Annotated in this window: 13 protein-coding genes; 1 reads left to right on the forward strand and 12 read right to left on the reverse strand. The window is 38.7% G+C overall.

Annotation, left to right across the window (positions count from 1 at the left end; genetic code table 11):
• Nucleotides 1-87: 87 nt before the first annotated feature.
• Complete coding sequence (locus LB467_RS06610) at nucleotides 88-1,887, forward strand: glycoside hydrolase family 15 protein (protein WP_224473243.1); 1,800 nt, start codon at nucleotides 88-90, stop codon at nucleotides 1,885-1,887.
• On the opposite strand, the gene LB467_RS06615 is transcribed toward LB467_RS06610, so the two are convergent.
• The 12 genes from LB467_RS06615 to LB467_RS06670 all read right to left on the reverse strand — a co-directional run bounded on the left by LB467_RS06615 (nucleotide 1,884) and on the right by LB467_RS06670 (nucleotide 19,844).
• Nucleotides 1,884-2,939 carry a mechanosensitive ion channel family protein gene (locus LB467_RS06615; RefSeq protein ID WP_224473244.1) on the reverse strand — a complete coding sequence of 352 codons (1,056 nt, stop codon included), beginning with the start codon at nucleotides 2,937-2,939 and terminating at the stop codon, nucleotides 1,884-1,886. The two genes, LB467_RS06610 and LB467_RS06615, sit on opposite strands and share 4 nt — an antisense overlap.
• 8 nt (nucleotides 2,940-2,947) lie before the next feature.
• Nucleotides 2,948-4,720, reverse strand: a complete 1,773-nt coding sequence (locus tag LB467_RS06620; RefSeq protein ID WP_224473245.1) for a mechanosensitive ion channel family protein — start codon at nucleotides 4,718-4,720, stop codon at nucleotides 2,948-2,950.
• 113 nt (nucleotides 4,721-4,833) lie between these two features.
• Nucleotides 4,834-6,648, reverse strand: a complete 1,815-nt coding sequence (locus LB467_RS06625; RefSeq protein WP_224473246.1) for an acyl-CoA dehydrogenase family protein — start codon at nucleotides 6,646-6,648, stop codon at nucleotides 4,834-4,836.
• A 58-nt stretch (nucleotides 6,649-6,706) separates the two neighbouring features.
• A complete protein-coding gene (locus tag LB467_RS06630; protein ID WP_224473247.1) occupies nucleotides 6,707-7,069 on the reverse strand; it encodes a four helix bundle protein in 363 nt (120 codons plus the stop codon).
• A 49-nt stretch (nucleotides 7,070-7,118) separates the two neighbouring features.
• Complete coding sequence (locus LB467_RS06635; protein WP_224473248.1) at nucleotides 7,119-8,312, reverse strand: acetyl-CoA C-acyltransferase; 1,194 nt, start codon at nucleotides 8,310-8,312, stop codon at nucleotides 7,119-7,121.
• 40 nt (nucleotides 8,313-8,352) lie between these two features.
• A complete protein-coding gene (locus LB467_RS06640; protein WP_224473249.1) occupies nucleotides 8,353-8,706 on the reverse strand; it encodes a four helix bundle protein in 354 nt (117 codons plus the stop codon).
• A gap of 47 nt (nucleotides 8,707-8,753) precedes the next feature.
• The gene (locus LB467_RS06645; RefSeq protein ID WP_224473250.1) at nucleotides 8,754-11,159 is read right to left on the reverse strand and encodes a 3-hydroxyacyl-CoA dehydrogenase/enoyl-CoA hydratase family protein; all 2,406 of its coding nucleotides are present in this window, start codon (nucleotides 11,157-11,159) and stop codon (nucleotides 8,754-8,756) included.
• A gap of 175 nt (nucleotides 11,160-11,334) precedes the next feature.
• Entirely contained in the window at nucleotides 11,335-11,787 is a 453-nt protein-coding gene (locus LB467_RS06650; protein WP_224473251.1) for a MarR family winged helix-turn-helix transcriptional regulator, read from the reverse strand.
• 162 nt (nucleotides 11,788-11,949) lie between these two features.
• Nucleotides 11,950-13,731 (reverse strand): AMP-dependent synthetase/ligase, encoded by a 1,782-nt coding sequence (locus LB467_RS06655; protein WP_224473252.1) that lies wholly within the window; start codon nucleotides 13,729-13,731, stop codon nucleotides 11,950-11,952.
• Between the two features lie 251 nt (nucleotides 13,732-13,982).
• Nucleotides 13,983-17,660 (reverse strand): phosphoribosylformylglycinamidine synthase, encoded by a 3,678-nt coding sequence (purL, locus tag LB467_RS06660; RefSeq protein WP_224473253.1) that lies wholly within the window; start codon nucleotides 17,658-17,660, stop codon nucleotides 13,983-13,985.
• Between the two features lie 322 nt (nucleotides 17,661-17,982).
• On the reverse strand, nucleotides 17,983-18,552 hold the full coding sequence (locus LB467_RS06665; protein ID WP_224473254.1) for a hypothetical protein: 570 nt from the start codon (nucleotides 18,550-18,552) through the stop codon (nucleotides 17,983-17,985).
• Between the two features lie 74 nt (nucleotides 18,553-18,626).
• Nucleotides 18,627-19,844: an RsmB/NOP family class I SAM-dependent RNA methyltransferase gene (locus LB467_RS06670; protein WP_224473255.1), complete on the reverse strand. Its 1,218-nt coding sequence runs from the start codon at nucleotides 19,842-19,844 to the stop codon at nucleotides 18,627-18,629.
• Nucleotides 19,845-19,985: the final 141 nt, after the last annotated feature.

Genomic DNA, 19,985 nt, shown 5'->3' on the forward strand with positions numbered 1-19,985 from the left:
TGAATGCTGTTGTTTCGATATTGATTTTTATTAAATTTCCGAAAATCATTTAACACGACAAGTTTTTTTAAAGAATTTTTAGAGTATATGGATAATTTAGATTACGGAATTATAGGGAATTGCAAAAGTGCTGCGTTAATTTCAAAAACAGGTTCACTTGAATGGTGTTGTTTACCAAATTTTGCTTCGGCGGCTGTTTTTGCAAAACTCCTGGATGAAAAACGCGGTGGAAGTTTTGAATTTATTTTAGATGATTCCTATAAAATCACCCAGGAATATCTTTGGGAAACCAACATTTTAAATACTGAATTTACCGACGGTGAAAATTCCTTTCAGGTCATAGACTTTATGCCACGTTACCAGCGGGAAGATGGTACTTACTACGCTCCGCCAGATGTGATTAGATTTATACGTTTAATTAGCGGAAAACCTAAGTTTAAGGTGAAGTATGATCCCCGTTTAGATTTTGCAAGGGAAAAAACATATAATGACCATAAAGGAAATTATATAAAAAGTTATACCAAAGAAGGTAAATACGATTCACTTTTTCTTTACTCTAATTTAGACCTAAATGACGTTTTAGAGCAAAATGAAATTGAATTAACCGGAAACGCTTATTTTCTGCTTGGTTATCACGAAAAGCTCATCACTCAATCTTTAGATCGCTCTTATTTAAAATTTCAGCGTACTAAGACCTATTGGATGAATTGGAGCGCGAAGACTACTCGTTACACCCATTATGAAAACGAAATAATGCGTAGCGCTTTGGTTTTAAAATGTCTTAGTTACAAGAAATCGGGTGCAGTTTTAGCAGCGGCAACAACTTCTTTGCCTGAAACTATTGGGGAAGAACGCAACTGGGATTATCGTTTTTGCTGGATTCGCGATGCTTCAATGGTAATTAAGGTGATGGCGGGTCTTGGTCATATAAAATCGGCTAAAGATTTTCTTCAATTTATCATTGATATTATTCCTGATAAAGATGAGAAAATCCAGATTATGTACGGAATTGACGGGGAGAAGGAGCTTACCGAACATATCCTGGATCACTTATCTGGTTATAAAGATTCCCATCCTGTAAGGACTGGAAATGCTGCTTATATCCAAAAGCAAAACGATATCTACGGAATTTTGATGGAGGTGATCTATCAGCAATTCAACCAATTTGAAACTTCTTTGGAAAATTCTGAAGAACTCTGGACCGTAGTGCGAGGAATTGTCAAAATTGTAGAAGAAAACTGGCAAAAACCAGATAAAGGAATATGGGAATTACGTACCGAAGACCGGCATTTTGTATTTTCAAAACTCCTGTGTTGGGTAGCAATAGATCGTGCGATAAAGATCGGGGAAGTATTAAGAATGGGAATAAACGATACTCATTGGAAATCTTTACGCGCCGAAATTTACAACGATATTTATAATAATGGCTGGAATGAGGAAGTTCAGGCTTATACCCAATATTACGGATCTAAAGACCTGGATGCTTCAACTTTATTGATGGAGCAATATGGGTTTATTGAGGCTAAAGATCCACGTTTTGTAAGTACGGTTCAAGCCACTGAAAGGGAATTATGCAAAGACGGACTGATGTATCGCTATAAAAATAAAGACGACTTTGGAGAACCAAGTTCTTCTTTTACTATTTGTACGTTTTGGCTTATAGACAGCTTGTTCAAAATAGGTGAGAAGAAGAAAGCAAAACAGATGTTCGATCAGTTGCTTTCGTATAGTAATCATTTAGGCTTGTTTAGTGAGGATATAGATTTTGAAACCAAAAGGTTACTGGGTAATTTTCCGCAGGCTTATTCTCATTTGGCGTTAATAGAAACCGCCGCTAATTTTAGTATGGGAACTAGCTCTGAAGAAACCTGGCTTAGCGAGTTTTAAAAATTCGACTGCTTATCATCATCTTTATTGATTTGTACGCGGCTTTTAGGGAGACTCTCCGGATAATTCTCTTTGAGGAAATCTATGAGTTTCTCCCTAATAAATACGCGTAAATCAAAAGCTGTGGGGGAATCTTTCGCACTTACCAAAACCCTTATTTCCATAGACCTGTCGGTTGCATCGGTCACCTGAACTACTTTGGCTTGTTTATCCCAAAGTGGAGTGATTTCAAGTAATCTGTCCAGTTCTTCCCTAATTTTATCTACCGGAACGGTATAATCGGTGTAAATGAATACAGTTCCTAAAAGATCAGCAGAATTTTTAGTCCAGTTTTGAAAAGGGGTTTCTATAAAATAAGTAGAGGGAACTACCAATCTTCTTTTATCCCATATTTTTATCACAACGTAAGTAAGGGTGATCTCTTCAATCCAACCCCATTCGTTTTCCACAATTACTGCATCCTGTAATCTTATAGGTTGTGTAAATGCAATTTGTATTCCCGCAAGTAAAGTTCCAATAGCTTTTTGCGCAGAAAAACCTATAATAATTCCTGCAATCCCTGCTGAAGTTAAAACGCTTACCCCAACAGAACGTATACTATCAAAGCTCATTAATGCAATTCCAATAGCCAAAATCACAATAATGAAAATGATAGTATTCTCCAGGATATTAAACTGTGTATAAATTTTTCTGGCCTTTAAGTTATCCGAAGTATTTACATCATAACGCTTCAGCACATGGGTCTTGAGAATTTTAAGAGTGAGAATAATTAACCACGTAGCGCTTAGAATTATTGCCAGGGTACTTAATGGTTGAAGAAGATCATAGGTGTATTCATATCTAAAAATCTTGCTTAATAATGCAACTTTCAAAATTAAAGCAGCCAGGAATATTAATAATGGCACCCAAACCCTATGCGCGAAATTTCCTGGTAGGATATTTTTTGGATCTTTTCCTATTTTCTTCAGTATATAAAAGGCGATAAAAAAACATACTAGAAGGATAATTACACCAATGAGAATGTATCTGAGCATTAAAGGGTCTGAGGTCATAAACAATTTTATTTATTTGACTTTTGAGGATTTTCTGCCTTAAAATGGGGCTCTTTTAATTCTACTCGCGAGCGTGTAAAGTATATACCTTCTTCCAGTTCCTTAATATAAGCAACCATCTGTTCCCTTAATTTGCAATGAAGTTCCCAGGCGATAACACCCGTCCTTGCACTACAAATTGCCCTTAGTTTCAAGGATTTTTCGGTCATGTCGGTAACATGTAGCATTGGAGGATGTTCTTCGTCCCATTCTTCAGAATTTTCAAGTAATTCTTTAAATTTCAGTCTAAGTTTTTCTACATCAACACGGTAATCTACATAGAGTTCAATTTCATTAATAGTATTCGGACTCGTTATTGAAAGATTTTCAAAAGTATCTGAGATTACTGTTTTTAGAGGAACAATCAACCTTCTAAGGTCCCAGGTTCTCACTATCATATAGGTGAACCTAATGTCTTCTACATAACCCCAGCGATCATCAATTATAACAGTATCTCCAATTCTTGCAGGTTTGGTAATTGCAATTTGGACTCCTGCAATAATATTTCCCAAAGTGCTTTGGGCAGCAATACCTAAAATTATGGTGGCCAATCCCGCGGAAGCCAGCATAGAAACACCCAGTTTTTCCAAAGAGCGGAATTGTGAAAGAATAACTGCTGTACCAACAATCACTACAGTAAAGGTTAGAATTCTTCTGGCCACGGATAAATATGTTAAGAGTTGGCGGGATTCGTGACTGTCTTCTGAAGTCACATCGCCAATCTTATTTTCAGCAACATAGCGCATAAAGAAATCTAAAATCCGCATAAAAAACCAGGTGCCTGAAGCAATAACAATGGCTAGTAGAATGGCGTAAACAGTACTGGAAAAAGCGCCGGAATAAGAAATAAGGTTATTAAGACTAATATAAAAAAACAAAACCCCGGTAGCCAAAGCCGCGGGAACACCCAGTCGTTTAGACAAATCCAGGATTAAGGGCTTATCAAAAGCTTTAGCAATTCTTCTTATTAAAATTATTACAACTCTTCCCAAAATATAGGAAACTATCATCAGCAAAAAAGTAAGAACGGGCTTCCATAAAGGGACGGAGCCAATTTGCACTTGTGACCAGGTTGGCATATATCGGTCTAGAAATGTTGGGCCGTAAATCTGGTAAAGTTCTTCGGTATTTTCAACGGTATTTGCAGAAATTAACCAAAAAGCTCCATAATCTCTATATTTCACTCTTTGCACTCTAAAAATTATATCCCGGTTTTCTATCTGTGTTTCTCCAAAAACAACACTTCTTCTAGGCTGTCCCGCTACCGCTTGATTAGTTGTGGTCATAATATCTATTTGTCCGTCAGGACGGTCTGATAAGGCATCCCAGCTAATGGCTATCCGTTGGTCCATCACAAAATAGAGTTTCTTGGCCATATCAATTGCCTCTTTCTCGGTTATAGTGTTAGGCATTAAATTAAGGTTTAGGGCATAGGCAGCATCTTTGAAATTTTTATTTCTACAACTTATTACAAAATGTTCCAGCGTAGCTTGCGGAGTTTGTAGATTGAATTTATTTGGCGGAAAACCCAAAGGATTATTCAATCTGGTTATGAGGTAATAAGCTTCATTATAATCTTTTAAACTATTGGGTAGATAATCAGATTGAGTAGTATCACCTATTTTTTCTGTGGATGGAAGTTCATCTTCAGTGCTTGTGGAATCCTGTTGGAAAGCAAAAGCTGAAATTTGCAGTAAGAATATACTGAAACCTAAAAAGAGCAATCTTACACGGTTTTCCATACTTTATATTTGAAATCAATTCGAAATTGACGAGTGGAATAATTCTAAAAATAGGGAATAAAAAAAGACCGTCTAAATTTGACGGCCTTTTTAAAACAGATTTATCAGAAATTTTAGAAACAATACTTATTTTCTGAAGTCAGTTTTTCAGCAATAGTGTTTCTTAATTCTACTACGTTTGGCATTCTATCATATTTAGTGAAACGCTTTAGACCCATTAGCATCATACGTTGTTCATCACCTTCGGCAAAAGAAGCAATTCCCTCTTTCGCTTTCTGGTTTACGGTATCTACAGCGTGATATAAATATAATTTTGCCATTGCGATTTGCTCTTTTTGAGCATCTTCACCAAAACGTTTTACATTTTTTTCGGCTCTTAGAATAGCAGATTCAGCCATATAAGCTTCTATAAGAATATCTGAAGCAGCCAAAAGCAATTGCTGGTGTTCTTCCAGATCCTGACCAAATTTCTGAACTGCGCTTCCCGCTACCATCAAAAAAACTTTTTTCAGTTTCTTGATCATATCCTTTTCTTCAGCGAATAACTCATTAAAATCTGGTTTATCCATAGAAGGGATTCCGGTAAGTTCTTCTCCAACAGCCTGTGCCGGGCCCAAAAGATCTACGTGACCTTTCATCGCCTTTTTAATCAGCATTCCAACGGCTAACATTCGGTTTATCTCGTTAGTACCTTCATAAATCCTGGCAATTCTTGCATCTCTCCAGGCAGATTCCATAGGGGTGTCTGCTGAAAAGCCCATTCCACCTAAAACTTGTATACCTTCATCACTACAGTTTTGAACATCTTCAGAGCAAGCCACTTTAAGAATTGAGCATTCTATTGCGTATTCCTCAAAAGTCTTTAACTCAGCATCAGCATGCGATTCTCCGGCTTCCATACGAAGATTGATTCGATCTTCAATATTCTTTGCTACACGGTAACTTGCTGCTTCACCAACCCAGGCTGAAGTAGCCATTTCAGCAAGTTTCAATTTTATGGCACCAAACTTTGCAATTGGTGTTTTAAACTGAACCCTGTCATTCGCATATTTTACAGCAACATCGGTTACTCTTCGCTGAGCTTCAAGAGAAGCTGCGGCAAGTTTAATTCGTCCAACGTTTAGGGCATTCATGGCGATTTTAAATCCGTTTCCTCTTTCTGAAAGCATATTTTCAGCAGGTATCACGGTGTCGTTAAAAAATACCTGACGGGTAGAGGAAGCGTGGATTCCCAGTTTCTTCTCTTCTTCGCCAAAAGTAATTCCGTTAGGATTTTCCTTATCGTATTCTACAATAAATCCGGTAATATTTTTATCGTCTTGAATTCGGGCAAAAACAATAAAAACAGTTGCAAACCCCGCATTGGAGATCCACATTTTTTGTCCGTTTATCTTGTAATTTTTTCTGTCGTCGGTAAGCTCAGCTTTGGTTTTACCCGAATTGGCATCACTTCCGGCTCCCGGTTCGGTAAGACAGTAAGCGCCAAACCACTCTCCGGTAGCTAACTTCGGAATATACTTTTTGCGTTGTTCTTCATTTCCATAAAGCAGGATTGGCAAAGTCCCAATTCCAGTATGTGCTCCAAAAGCGGTAGCGATAGAACCGGTTGCTCCTGAAATATAATCGCAAACCAGCATTGTGGAAACGAAGCCCATTCCAAGGCCGTCGTATTCTTCCGGCACAGCTACCCCAAGAAATCCAAGTTCCCCGGCTTTGCCCATTACTTCTTCAGTAAGTGCGTAATTTTTCTTTTCGAATTCTTCCTTTTTCGGCCAGATCTCGCGATCAACAAATTCCTTAACCGAATCACGCATCATTTTTTGCTCCTCCGTAAAATCTTCCGGAGTAAATATATCTTCCGCCTTGGTTTCCTTTACCAGGAATTGCCCACCGCGGAGGAGTTTATCTTCTTTAATTGATTTTTCCATTATTTATATTGTTGTTTTATTTTTTTTGAAATAAGAATCAGGAAACAAGATTCAAGATTCAAGACTTTTCTAATCCGTCTATAAATCCTGATATCATTTTCTGTATTTCCTGAATTTTTAATTCAAATGCTTTAAATTTTTCTTCTGAAATATGTTCTTCTGAATAGGCAATTATTAATTGTGTTTCCCATTCAAAAGCCGAACCGAGACTATTTTCAAGATATTGGGTAAAATGCTTATCGGTTCTTTTGCTCGTCCCCTCAGCAATATTTGAAGGAATAGAAACCGCACATCTTATTAATTGGGACACAAGATTAAATTTTTCAAAATCAGGAAAATTTCTAACCATTTTATAAGTTTCTCTAGTAAGAAACATTCCTTCTTTCCAAATTTTTAATTTTTTAAAATTGTGCCTTTGCATCTCTGGAGTTCTCGTTATAGTCTTGTATCTTGACTCTTAATTCTTGGATCTAACTAAGAAACTCGTAAACCCCAGCAGCTCCCTGTCCGGTTCCTACGCACATGGTTACCATTGCGTATTTGTCTTTAAGGTTGCGTTTGCGCATTTCATCAAAGATCTGCACCGAAAGTTTTGCTCCTGTACAGCCCAGCGGATGGCCCATAGAAATAGCGCCTCCATTAGGATTCAAGGTCTCCGGATTTAAACCGAGTTCTCTTATTACTGCCAGTGATTGTGAAGCAAAAGCTTCATTCAATTCAATAAGTTGCATATCGTCCTGTTTCAATCCGGCTTGTTTTAAAGCCTTTGGAATAGCGTGAACCGGACCAATCCCCATAATTCTTGGATCTACACCAACCGGTGCATAACTCACCATTCTCGCGATAGGTTCCAGGTTTAATTCTTTGACCATTTCTTCGCTCATTACCATTACAAAGGCAGCACCATCACTCATTTGTGAGGAATTACCAGCTGTCACACTTCCACCTTCAGCAAAAACCGGTCTTAGTTTGCCTAAAGCTTCTTTAGAAGTATCGGCACGCGGACCTTCATCTTTGTTTACCGTATATGTTTTGGTTTGTTTTTTTCCGTCTTTTCCCACAAAAGTTTCTTCCACATCTATCGGTACAATCTGACCCTGAAAACGATCTTCTTCTTGTGCTTTCAATGCTTTTTGATGGGAATTAAAAGCAAATTCATCCTGGTCTTCCCTTGAAACTTTGTATTTCTCGGCTACGGCTTCCGCGGTAAGTCCCATGCCCCAGTAATAATCTTCGTTGCCTTCTTTGGCAGTTTTATAATTGGGAACCGGTTTATAACCGCCCATCGGGATGTAACTCATACTTTCGGCCCCACCGGCGATAATACAATCGGCCATTCCGCTTTGGATCTTAGCCGAAGCAATCGCAATGGTTTCCAATCCTGAGGCACAATAACGGTTAACCGTCATCCCCGGAACCTTATCGGTATCCAAACTCATTAATGAGATCAAACGCCCAACGTTTAAACCTTGTTCGGCTTCGGGCATTGCGTTTCCTACAATTACATCATCGATCCTTGTTTTATCAAAATCGGGTAATTGCTTCATCATATATTCTATGGTTTCTGCCGCCAGATCATCGGGCCGCTTAAACCTGAACACACCCCGGGGAGCTTTCCCCACGGCTGTTCTGTATGCTTTTACTATGTATGCTGTTTTGTTCATTTTTTAGTATTTAGATGTTAGTATTGAGTATTGAGAAAACTCAAACAGCTAACGATTTCATTAATGCATAATTCATTTTTTGAACCTCAATCACTTCAGATAAAATTGGTGCAACTTTTTCTTGATCCACCAAATTCAATCTATGAGAAAGTAATAATTGAGTATAAAGTTCATAAGAAGATCCGCTTGCTATGCCTAAGAAATTTTTAAATTCTCCTTTGGTATTTCTACCGGCTCTTTCGGCAATATTAGAAGGAACTGAAACAGCACTTCTTCTTATTTGACTCGTTAAACCAAACTTTTCTTCAGCTGGAAAATTAGCAGAGAGTAGGTAAGTTTTTTCAGCAATATCCATTGCTTTATTCCAAATTTTTAAATCATTTAATTTGTGCATATTTCTGATTTTTAGATTACTCACTACTCTATACTAAATACTCACTACTAATTTCTTAGCGGTTTCCCTTTCTTCAACATATGCTGAAGGCGTTCTAAGGTTTTGCGTTCTCCGGTTAGGGAAAGAAATGCTTCTCTTTCCAGATCTAAAAGGTATTGTTCGCTTACCATTTGTGGTTCTGAAAGATCACCACCGGCCATTACATAAGCCAGTTTGTTGGCAATTTTCTTATCGTGGTCGCTAATGTATTTTCCGGCATTCATCTGGTCGGTTCCTACTAAGAATGCGCCTAAGGCCTGTTTTCCGAGGACTTTGATATCGGTACGGTGAATTGGCTTTGTATAACCATTTTCGGCCATTAACAACGCGTGTTTCTTAGCGATGGTGAGTTGCCGTTCCTGATTTATCACTACGATATCTTTTCCTTTCTGAAGAATATTCAAATCGAAAGCTTCGTGGGCCGAGGTAGAAACTTTTGCCATCCCAATGGTTAGGAAATGTTCCCTTAAACGGTTCAGTTCTACATCATCTTTTTCAAAAGTGTCAGCTGCGCGAACGGTCATTTCTTTAGAACCCCCACCGCCGGGAATTACCCCAACACCAAATTCAACTAAACCAATATAAGTTTCGGCTGCTGCCACAACTTTATCGGCGTGAAGTGAAAGTTCACACCCGCCACCAAGCGTCATAGAGTGTGGTGCGGCTACGGTTGGAATGGAGGAGTAACGCATACGCATCATCGTATCCTGGAAATATTTAATCGCCATATTCAACTCTTCGTATTCCTGCTCTACGGCCATCATAAAGATCATCCCGATATTGGCGCCCACAGAGAAATTTTTCCCATTGTTGGCAACAACTAATCCCTGGTAATCTTTTTCGGCCATATCTATGGCTTTGTTAATTCCATCCAGTACATCGCCGCCGATCGCGTTCATTTTACTTCGGAATTCAACATTAAGGATTCCATCACCAAGATCTTCAACCACAACTCCGCTGTTACTGAAAACCTCTTTTGACTCACGAATATTATCTAAAATGATAAACGCATCCTGACCTGGAATTTTTGTGTAATCTTTTTTCTGAATATCGTAAAAATAGGTATTGCCTTCTTTTACTGTATAGAAAGATTCTTTTCCGTTTTCCAGCATTTCATTTACCCAGGCCGCAGGTTCTGTACCTTCGGCTTTCATCATTTCAATACCTTTCTTCACGCCAATGGCATCCCAAATTTGAAACGGACCGTGCTCCCAACCAAATCCGGCTTTTACTCCGTCATCAATTTTGTAAAGTTCATCGGAGATTTCAGGGATCCTATTAGAAACATAAGCGAAAAGTGCAGAAAAATTCTTGCGGTAAAATTCACCCGCTTTGTCTTTTCCGTTTATTAAAACTTCAAAACGATCGGCTACATTATCTATACTTTTAGTTTCCTCTAAAGTCGCGAAAGAAGCTTTTTTCTGGTCACGATATTCCATCGTTTCCAGATCCAGTGATTTAATCGTGCTGGAACCATCTTCATTCTTAATTTTCTTGTAAAAACCTTGTCCGCTTTTGCTCCCGTACCATTCGTTATCCATCATTGTTTGGATAAAATCGGGCAGGGCAAAAAGGTCGTGGGCTTCATCGTTTGGTACGCCTTTGTGAAGGCCGTTGGCCACGTGTACCAAAGTATCTAAACCAACAACATCTACCGTACGGAAAGTCGCCGATTTTTGTCGGCCAATTACGGGACCGGTAAGTTTATCGACTTCCTCAATGGTCATATCCATATCTTTTATCATATGGAAAAGGCTCATAATGCTGAAAATACCAATTCGGTTTCCGATAAATGCGGGAGTATCTTTTGCTACTACCGATTTCTTTCCGAGGAATTTTTCGCCATATTCATTCAGGAACTCCAACACTTCCGGTTTGGTATCGGGTCCTGGGATAATTTCGAATAATTTCAGGTAGCGCGGTGGGTTAAAAAAGTGGGTTCCACAGAAATGCTGCTGAAAATCCTCGCTTCTTCCTTCGTTCATTTGCTGAATAGGAATTCCCGATGTGTTGGAAGAAATAAGCGTTCCTTTTTTACGGTGTTTTTCTAAATTATCAAACACCTGTTTTTTAATATCCAGGCGTTCTACCACTACCTCGATAATCCAATCGGCTTCAGAAACTTTAGAAATATCGTCTTCCATATTTCCGGTTTCTATGCGATTGGCAAAATCTTTATGATAAATAGGAGAGGGCTTAGACTTTAAAGCCGACTGTAAAGATTCGTTTACCAGGCGGTCTCTTACCTCTTTATCTTCTAAAGTAAGACCTTTTTTCTTTTCTTTCTCGTTGAGTTCCCGCGGGACAATATCCAGCAAAAGAACTTCTACGCCAATGTTGGCGAAGTGGCAGGCAATACCGCTTCCCATAATTCCGGAGCCGATTACCGCTACTTTATTAATTCTTCTCTTCATAATTTTTTCTGGTTTTTACTATAAGGTTTTCGATTATTCATGAACTTTATTTCACAAATTGCTAAATTCGTCATTGCGAGGGACGAAGCAATCTGCAAATTGTTGATAAACGACTATGAGATTACTTTACTTCGTTCGTAATGACGTTTCGATTTTGAGATAATATTATTTTACTCTATTTTATTTTAATTTCTTCTTTATAAATTTTCTTTTCAGAAATAAGATTCAAAATCGTGTTTGCAACTTCTGTGAAGGTTTTTAGATCTTCTTCTGAAACGTTTTCTTTTACCGCTTCATCAAAGCGCAATACCACTTTTTTAGAATATTCCCGCATTTCCTGTCCAAAATCGGTTAAATAGATAAGGACGCTGCGCCCATCTTTTGGATTCTTTTTTCTAACTATTAGTCCCTTATCTTCCATAGTCTTTAGGATTCTGGATAAGCTTGTGGCTTCCATTCCCATCTTGGGGCCCAGTGAGGTAGAAGGGGTACCACTTTCGGGGTCGATACTTAAAAGGGCAAAACCGGTAGACATTGTACTTCCGGCCTTTCCGGCCTCTTCATTATACATTTTAGAAACCGCCATCCATGTGGCCCTTAATACATAATCTATTGTCTTTTCCTTCATTTTCGAATGTTGATTCTCAAAGTTAAGAAAAATATATTATGCACGCATAATAAAATCGAATAAATAATCAGGTCTTAGTATTTATTACTTAAATTTATGCGAAATGCATAAAAAAACCCTTCTCAGGGAAGGGTTTTAACTTTAATTTTAAATAATTAGTAATTAGGAAGGTCTGTAAATCTTCTCATACAGTTTCATATACCGTTCTTTTATATTTCTACGCTTCAATTTCATCGTAGGGGTGAGGTGTCCTTCTTCAATCCCCCAAACTTCAGGTGTTAGTTCAACAACTTTTATACGTTCCCATTTTCCGAACTTCTCGTTATAAAAATCTACTTCCTCCTGAATACGTTCTTTAACCTGGGTATTTTCAGCGATAGCCTTTTCAGAACCATCTTGAATATCAATATTTTTGCGTTTGGCCCATTCCTGAACAAATTCAAAATTTGGTTGAATAAGTGCTGCCGGCATTTTTTCGCCATCACCAATTACCATTATTTGCTCGATAAAACGGGATTGTTTCATCGTATTTTCGAGGATTTGTGGGGCTACATATTTTCCTCCCGAAGTTTTAAACATTTCCTTCTTACGGTCGGTGATTTTAAGGAAACCGTCTTTGTCCAGTTCCCCAATGTCGCCGGTATGGAAAAAATGATCTCCGTTTAAAACCTCTTCGGTTTTTTGCGGTTCCTTATAATAACCAAGCATTACGTTTGGTCCTTTGGCAAGAATTTCACCGTCTTCGGCAATTTTTACCGTTACATTATCTATCGGCCTACCTACCGTCCCAATTCTAAAACCTTCATTTCTTTGATCGTTTACCGCGATTACGGGTGAAGTTTCAGTTAATCCATAACCTTCCATTACCGGAATATCAGCTGCGGCAAAAACACGTGCCAAACGTGGTTGGAGTGCGGCAGATCCGGAAACGATCAATTCAATATTTCCGCCCAAACCTTCTTTCCATTTAGAGAAAATAAGTTTTCTGGCGAGTTTAAGTCTGGTTTCATACCACCAACCATTTGCGCCGTATGGTTCGTATTCTAATCCAAGTTCCACAGCCCAGAAAAATAACTTTTGCTTAACCCCACCAACGGTAGAACCTTTAGCGATAATTTTATCGTAAACCTTCTCTAAAAGTCTTGGAACGGCGGTAATTACGTGTGGTTTTACCTCTTTAAGGTTATCGCTTATTTTTTCTATTGATTCCGCAAAATGAATAGAAACCGAATAGTACTGATATAGATAAAGAATCATTCGCTCAAAAACGTGGCAAACCGGTAAAAAACTGAGCGCTACATAAGTTCCCCTTTCAAAAGGAACGCGAGGAGCGCTGTCTAAAACATTACTTACTATATTATTATGAGAGAGCATAACGCCTTTTGGTCTGCCTGTGGTTCCCGAGGTATAGATTAAAGTAGCAAGATCGTCCGGTTTAACGGCTTTCTTTAATTGTTCAACTTCATCCTGATTTCCTTTATCATCTCCCAGCTCAAGAACTTCGGTCCAGTTTTTCGCACCTTCTATTTCATCAAAAGTATAGACCTCTTTTAGTTTGGTATCATGCTTAATGGAATTTAGCTTATCCAGCACTTCTTTATCAGAAACAAAGCAAAATACAGATTCACTATGATCCAGCACATATTGATAATCCTCTTCCGAAATCGTAGGATAAATTGGGACAGTTTGGGCACCGGTTTGTAAAACACCAATATCCATAATATTCCATTCAGTTCGGTTACTGGTAGAAATTATGGCTATTTTATCGTTTGGTTTTATGCCCAGGCGCAATAATCCGCGGCTTATCGCATTTGCTTTATCTATATATTCCTGGGTAGAAGTAGCTTTCCAGGTCCCGTTATATTTAGTGACCAGGGCCTTATCTAAAGCGTGTTTTTCCAGTTGAAAATAAGGAAAGTCAAATAGTCTTGTTGGTTTATCCATTAGGGTGTAGCATTATTATATACTTTGCAAAATAACAAATTTATAGACTATTTCAAATTGAAATATTAAAATATACACAGATATATTAATAAGAATATAAAATCTTTAATTAAAATCAGCTATTTAGATTATAAGGAAAGTGAATTGAATAGTATTTTACTGAATTGATAATCATTGGATTAATTGAAAAATGAAAACGCCCGACAATAAAAAAATATCATCGGGCGTTTTAAAGAAATTTTAGTGAAAAATTATTTTTCCTCCAGCCATTTTCTGGCATTTATAAAAGCTTCCAGCCAGGGACTTACTTTATCGTCTTTCCTATCTTTTGGGTAATATGCCCAGTTCCAGGGGAATGTAGAACGCTCTAAATGCGGCATCATCACCAAATGCCTTCCGGTATCATCGGTTAGCATCGCGGTGTTGTGATTAGATCCGTTGGGATTGGCGGGGTATTTATCATAGCCATATTCTCCAACGATGTTATAATGTTCTTTTTTATATGGAAAACTGAATTTCCCTTCCCCGTGTGCAGCCCAAATACCAAGTTTACTTCCAGAAAGAGTAGAAAGCATCACCGAGTTATTTTCCATAATTTCTACGGAAGTAAAATTACACTCAAACTTATGCGAGGCATTATGAAGCATTTTAGGTTTCTTTTCGTGATGAGGATTTATTAACCCTAACTCCACAAAAAGCTGGCAACCATTACATACGCCAAGTGACAAAGTATCCTCTCTTTTAAAGAAATTATCCAGCGCGGTTTTGGCTTTTTCGTTATACAAGAAAGCTCCTGCCCAACCTTTGGCACTTCCCAAAACATCTGAATTTGAGAACCCACCAACCGCAGCGATAAACTTAATGTCTTCCAGCGTTTCCCTACCCGATATCAAATCGGTCATATGTACATCTTTTACGTCAAAACCGGCTAAGTGCATTGCACGAGCCATTTCACGTTCAGAATTGGAACCTTTTTCACGAATAATCGCAGCTTTAATAGGTTCGCCGGGCTTCTCCATTAAGCTGGATTGAGCAGGAAGTTGACCGGTAAATCCATAAGGAAATTTAAATTCCAGCGGCTGATTCTTATAATTGTTGAATCGCTCCGTAGCTTTGTCTATCCCACTTTGCTTTTGGTCTAAAAGGAATGAAGTTTTGTACCAAACATCCCGCAAATCAGGAATATTCAAACTGAGGTTTTCTGAACCGTTCTTGATTTTTAGTTCATTTCCTTCGGTTACTTTTCCAATTTTAAAGAATTCAACTTTATTATCGGTAAGTACTTTTTCGGCTGTTTCGTCTTTCGCCTGGAAAACAATTCCGCAGTTTTCGTTAAACAGCAATTTTACGCTGTCTTTCTCATTTAAGGCTGAAAGATCTAGTTCTGCACCGAGATTGGTATCTGCAAAACACATTTCCAGAAGCGTAGTAATTAATCCACCTGAAGCCACATCGTGACCGGCCTGGATTAAATCCTGCTTAATTAGGCCCTGAATGTTATAAAAAGCATTAGCGAATTTCTTATCGTCTTTTATTGTAGGGACTTCTTTCCCCACTTTATTCAGGATTTGTGCAAAAGAAGATCCGCCAAGTTTAAACTTGTCCTGAGATAAATTGATGTAATAAATATCGCCGCCATTTTTCTGAAAAACAGGTTCTACAACTTTCGTTATATCGTCGCAATGTCCTGCAGCCGAAATTATAACCGTTCCGGGAGAAAGTACCTCGCCGTCTTTATAACGCTGTTTCATGGAAAGTGAATCTTTTCCGGTAGGAACATTTATTCCCAGGGAAATGGCGAAATCTGAAACGGCCTGCACAGCTTCATAAAGCCTGGCATCTTCGCCCTCATTATTACAAGGCCACATCCAGTTTGCTGAAAGCGAAATAGATTTTAAACCTTTTTCCAGCGGTGCCCATACGATATTTGAAAGCGCTTCACCAATTGAATTTTTAGAACCAGCAACCGGATCTACCAAAGCCGAAACCGGAGAGTGGCCAATAGAAGTCGCCACCCCTTCTTTCCCGTTATAATCCAGCGACATTACGCCGCAATTATTTAGCGGAAGCTGCAATGGCCCGGCTGTCTGTTGTTTTGCAACGCGTCCGGTTACACAACGGTCTACTTTGTTGGTTAACCAGTCTTTACAGGCCACGGCTTCCAATTGAAGCAACTGCGTTAGATAATCTTTTATATTTTCTGAAGAATAAACTACATCGTCATAAGTTCGGTTTACCGATTTATCTTTCATTATGGTTTTTGGCGAGCTGCCAAACATATCTGAAAGCTCCAGATCCATTGGTTTTTGACCGGATTTTGAACCTTCAAAAGTAAACCTGTGATCGCCGGTAACATCACCAACCTGGTAAATTGGCGAGCGTTCACGTTCTGAAACTCTTTTTAAGATTTCATAATTTTTACCGCCAATAACAAGCCCCATTCGTTCCTGAGATTCGTTACCGATAATCTCCTTAGCCGAAAGGGTAGGATCGCCTACCGGAAGTTTATCTAAATCAATTTTCCCGCCGGTTTCTTCAACCAGTTCACTAAGGCAGTTTAAATGTCCGCCGGCACCGTGATCGTGAATGGAAACAATTGGATTTTCTTCACTTTCTACCATTCCGCGTACCGCGTTGGAGGCACGTTTTTGCATTTCAGGGTTGGCCCTTTGGATGGCGTTTAATTCTATACCACTTCCTAATTCACCGGTATCTGCTGAAGAAACCGCGGCACCGCCCATTCCTATCCGGTAATTTTCACCACCTAGGATTACAATTTTATCGCCCTTTTTTGGGATATCTTTTTGCGCCTGGCTTGCTTTTCCGTAACCAATTCCACCGGCAAGCATAATTACTTTATCGTAGCCTAAACTTCTTTGATGCTCAGAATGCTCAAAAGTAAGCACCGAGCCCGAAATTAAAGGTTGCCCGAATTTATTTCCAAAATCTGAAGCCCCGTTGGAAGCCTTTATCAAAATATCCATCGGGGTTTGGTATAACCAATCACGTTCTTTCATCCCATTTTCCCATTTCCGATCTTTATCGAGTCTGGAATAGGAAGTCATATAAACTGCGGTTCCGGCCAAAGGCAAAGAACCTTTTCCGCCGGCAAGCCTGTCGCGAATTTCCCCACCGCTTCCGGTAGCTGCGCCATTAAAAGGCTCCACCGTGGTTGGGAAATTATGGGTTTCGGCTTTTATGGAAATAACCGAATCAAAATCTTTGTTTTCGTAAAATTCAGGAACATCGGGAAGTTTCGGTGCAAATTGCTGCACTCGCGGGCCATTAATAAAGGCCACGTTATCCTTATATGCCGAAACAATCTCGTTTGGGTTTTCTTCGGAAGTTTTCCTGATTAATTTAAATAATGAACTCGGTTTTTCTTCTCCATCAATCACAAAAGTACCGTTGAAAATCTTATGACGGCAATGTTCAGAATTCACCTGCGAGAATCCAAAAACTTCAGAATCGGTTAGTTTTCGACCTAATTTATTGGCTAAGCCTTGCAAATAAGCGACCTCTTCAACGTTAAGCGCTAATCCTTCCTGTTGGTTATAGGCATCAATATCATCAATTTCAATGATAGGCTCGGGATTGACATGAATATCAAAAATATCCTGATCCAGACCTTCATATTTCTGGGAAAGCATCGGGTCAAAATCGTGGTAATTCTTGTCTATTCGCAAGAATTCCTCAATTCTGATTATTCCCTTAACACCCATATTTTCGGTAATTTCTACCGCGTTGGTACTCCAGGGGGTAATCATTGCGGCACGGGGACCAACAAAAAAATCTGCCAGAGCAGATTTATCGATTTGTTGTGTATTCCCAAAAAGCCAGTTTAATTTTGTGATGTCATGTGCCGTAAGGTTGGTATGCGTTTCTACCGCAAAAACCTTAGTGGTTTGGTCTCCAAAGAAAAGGATCATTCTATGTTATTTTGTGTTGTTCGAGAAAGCACAAATTTAGGTTTTTTAAAGGGAATATTTTATGATGTGAATGAAGAAATAAATTGAAAAAAAAATACCACGAATTGACGAATAATTTATGCTGATGAAAAAATTCTCGTTGAAAGCTTAAGTTTTTTAATTAAATTATCATTGCTTTTTAGATAGAAAGAGAATTCTTGACTAACTTCCTGCAAGGTTTACAAAACCTTGTAGGTCTGAGTAGTTTTCAAACCTAAGAGGTATAAAAAAACCTCGCAGGAGGTGGGTGCGATAAATCTCTATAAAATACGGTAGCTTGAATTTAATATTCACCCAACCCATCTACGGTATTCATTTCAAAAACATCCCAGTCATCAGGATTGTATTCAAGAGAAGGTTCTGTTATTGTTTTCTTTCTTCTTAGTGTTTGGTCTTTGGCAAAATCTTCGGGATCATCAAAGTGGCCAATGATGTCTATCAACTCCCCGTTTTTAAAAAGTCCGATAGGGTCGTTGCCGTTAAAATCCAGCGGTGCTCCCGTTTTTAATTGATTTGATTTCGAAATTATTTCAGAAATATCGGCAGATTCATTTCCAATCACAAAAGTTTCATTGTGTGCCAGATCGCCTTCCAGTAAAACTTCTGCCATCCAATCGCCGGCGCCATTAGATTGTTTTCTTATGGAATAAGCTTCAGCTTCGAGGTCTAAATTTTCTCCGGTAAGATTTACGATTTCAAGCGCTTTGTTAAAAGAAGTCCCTTCTACATATTCTGAAAAGAAAATTTCACTTGAAAAATTATTTTCCAGCGGAAGATCTTCAGGATACGAGGTGTCGTCTTCTGAACAGGAATAAAGAAGTATTAAAAGGAATAAAAAGTAGTAATTTTTCATAGAGAGTCAATTTCAGGGAAAATAACAGGATTTTACCTGAAATTGATTCAATCAAAAAATTTGGGGAGAAACCCTTAAGGTTTTTTCTCTAAAAGCGCCATATAAAAACCGTCATAGCCGGTTTCAGAAGAAAGTATTTTCTTATCTCTAAGCAATCTGAATTGTTTTCCTTCTTCAGTATTCTTCAGGAAGTTTTCTACTTGCTTTTTATTTTCAGAAGGTAAAACCGAACAGGTCGCGTAAACCATTTTTCCGCCGGGTTTAACGATACGGGAATAGGTTTCGATAATTTCAGCCTGGGTTTTAATAAGGTTGTCTATAAATTCCGGCTGCAGTTTCCATTTAGCATCAGGGTTTCGACTTAAAACTCCGAGTCCGCTACAGGGTGAATCTATAAGCACGCGATCTGCAGTGCCATAAAGTTTCTTGATTACTTTCGTGGTGTCAATTGCACGTGGATCAATATTGTGTGCACCGGCTCTTTTGGCGCGGCGCTTTAATTCTTTGAGCTTATTTCCGTAGATATCGGTAGCGATAATCTGGCCTTTATTTTCCATAAGCGCGGCAAGGTGAAGCGTTTTTCCTCCGGCACCGGCGCAGGTATCTACCACGCGCATTCCCGGCTCTACCTCAAGAAATTCCGCTACTAACTGGGAAGACGCATCCTGAACTTCAAAGAAACCATCTTTAAAAGCCTGGGTTCTAAAAACGTTGCCACGTTCTGCCAGTTTTAAAGCGTCTTTATAACCTTTTATAGGTTCAGAAATTATTTCTTCGTCCTTAAGAACACTGCGTAAATTATCTTTAGTTGTTTTAAGCGTGTTGGCCCTAAGTATAACAGGTGCCTGCATATTGAGGGCAGCGATTTCTTTTTCCCAGACTTTTTCGCCCAATTCTTTAACTCCCAGTTCATCCATCCAATCTGGGATAGATTCACGGTATTTTCTAATCTTGCTTAAACTGTCAAATTTCCCTTTTATTCTTCGGGTTGGAGTGTTTTCAAATTGTGGCCAGTCTGGTAGGGCAATTCCACGTAAAGTAGCCCAGACGGTGAATAATCTAAATAGATTTTCGCGATCGAACGGCTCTTTTACTTCAGCAATTTCGGCATAAAGTCTTTTCCAGCGAACAATATCGTAAACGGTTTCGGCAATAAAACTACGGTCTCTTGAGCCCCAACGTTTGTCGCGTTTTAAGGTTTGCTCAATAACCTTATCGGCATATTTACCATTATTAAAAATTTCATTTAAGGCATCCATGGTTGCAAAAACCAAATTCCTGTGTAACCGCATAACTAAATTTTGAATTTGCAAAGGTAAGTTTTTTACTCGATAATCGAGATTTAATGCTCGGGGGCTTTCTTCGAAATTAAAATAGTATTTTCTTTCAATGCTTTCTAAGCTTTCTGAGTATTTTACTTCGTAAAAATTTAC

This window comes from Salegentibacter tibetensis, from assembly GCF_020164485.1.
Classification (GTDB): Bacteria; Bacteroidota; Bacteroidia; order Flavobacteriales; family Flavobacteriaceae; genus Salegentibacter; species Salegentibacter tibetensis.

Excerpts from the sequence above, each read along its gene's own strand:
- LB467_RS06610 (WP_224473243.1), top strand. The coding sequence starts at position 88 with ATGGATAATTTAGATTACGGAATTATAGGGAATTGCAAAAGTGCTGCG.
- LB467_RS06615 (WP_224473244.1), bottom strand. The coding sequence starts at position 2,939 with ATGACCTCAGACCCTTTAATGCTCAGATACATTCTCATTGGTGTAATT.
- LB467_RS06620 (WP_224473245.1), bottom strand. The coding sequence starts at position 4,720 with ATGGAAAACCGTGTAAGATTGCTCTTTTTAGGTTTCAGTATATTCTTA.
- LB467_RS06625 (WP_224473246.1), bottom strand. The coding sequence starts at position 6,648 with ATGGAAAAATCAATTAAAGAAGATAAACTCCTCCGCGGTGGGCAATTC.
- LB467_RS06630 (WP_224473247.1), bottom strand. The coding sequence starts at position 7,069 with ATGCAAAGGCACAATTTTAAAAAATTAAAAATTTGGAAAGAAGGAATG.
- LB467_RS06635 (WP_224473248.1), bottom strand. The coding sequence starts at position 8,312 with ATGAACAAAACAGCATACATAGTAAAAGCATACAGAACAGCCGTGGGG.
- LB467_RS06640 (WP_224473249.1), bottom strand. The coding sequence starts at position 8,706 with ATGCACAAATTAAATGATTTAAAAATTTGGAATAAAGCAATGGATATT.
- LB467_RS06645 (WP_224473250.1), bottom strand. The coding sequence starts at position 11,159 with ATGAAGAGAAGAATTAATAAAGTAGCGGTAATCGGCTCCGGAATTATG.
- LB467_RS06650 (WP_224473251.1), bottom strand. The coding sequence starts at position 11,787 with ATGAAGGAAAAGACAATAGATTATGTATTAAGGGCCACATGGATGGCG.
- LB467_RS06655 (WP_224473252.1), bottom strand. The coding sequence starts at position 13,731 with ATGGATAAACCAACAAGACTATTTGACTTTCCTTATTTTCAACTGGAA.
- purL (WP_224473253.1), bottom strand. The coding sequence starts at position 17,660 with ATGATCCTTTTCTTTGGAGACCAAACCACTAAGGTTTTTGCGGTAGAA.
- LB467_RS06665 (WP_224473254.1), bottom strand. The coding sequence starts at position 18,552 with ATGAAAAATTACTACTTTTTATTCCTTTTAATACTTCTTTATTCCTGT.
- LB467_RS06670 (WP_224473255.1), bottom strand. The coding sequence starts at position 19,844 with ATGCGGTTACACAGGAATTTGGTTTTTGCAACCATGGATGCCTTAAAT.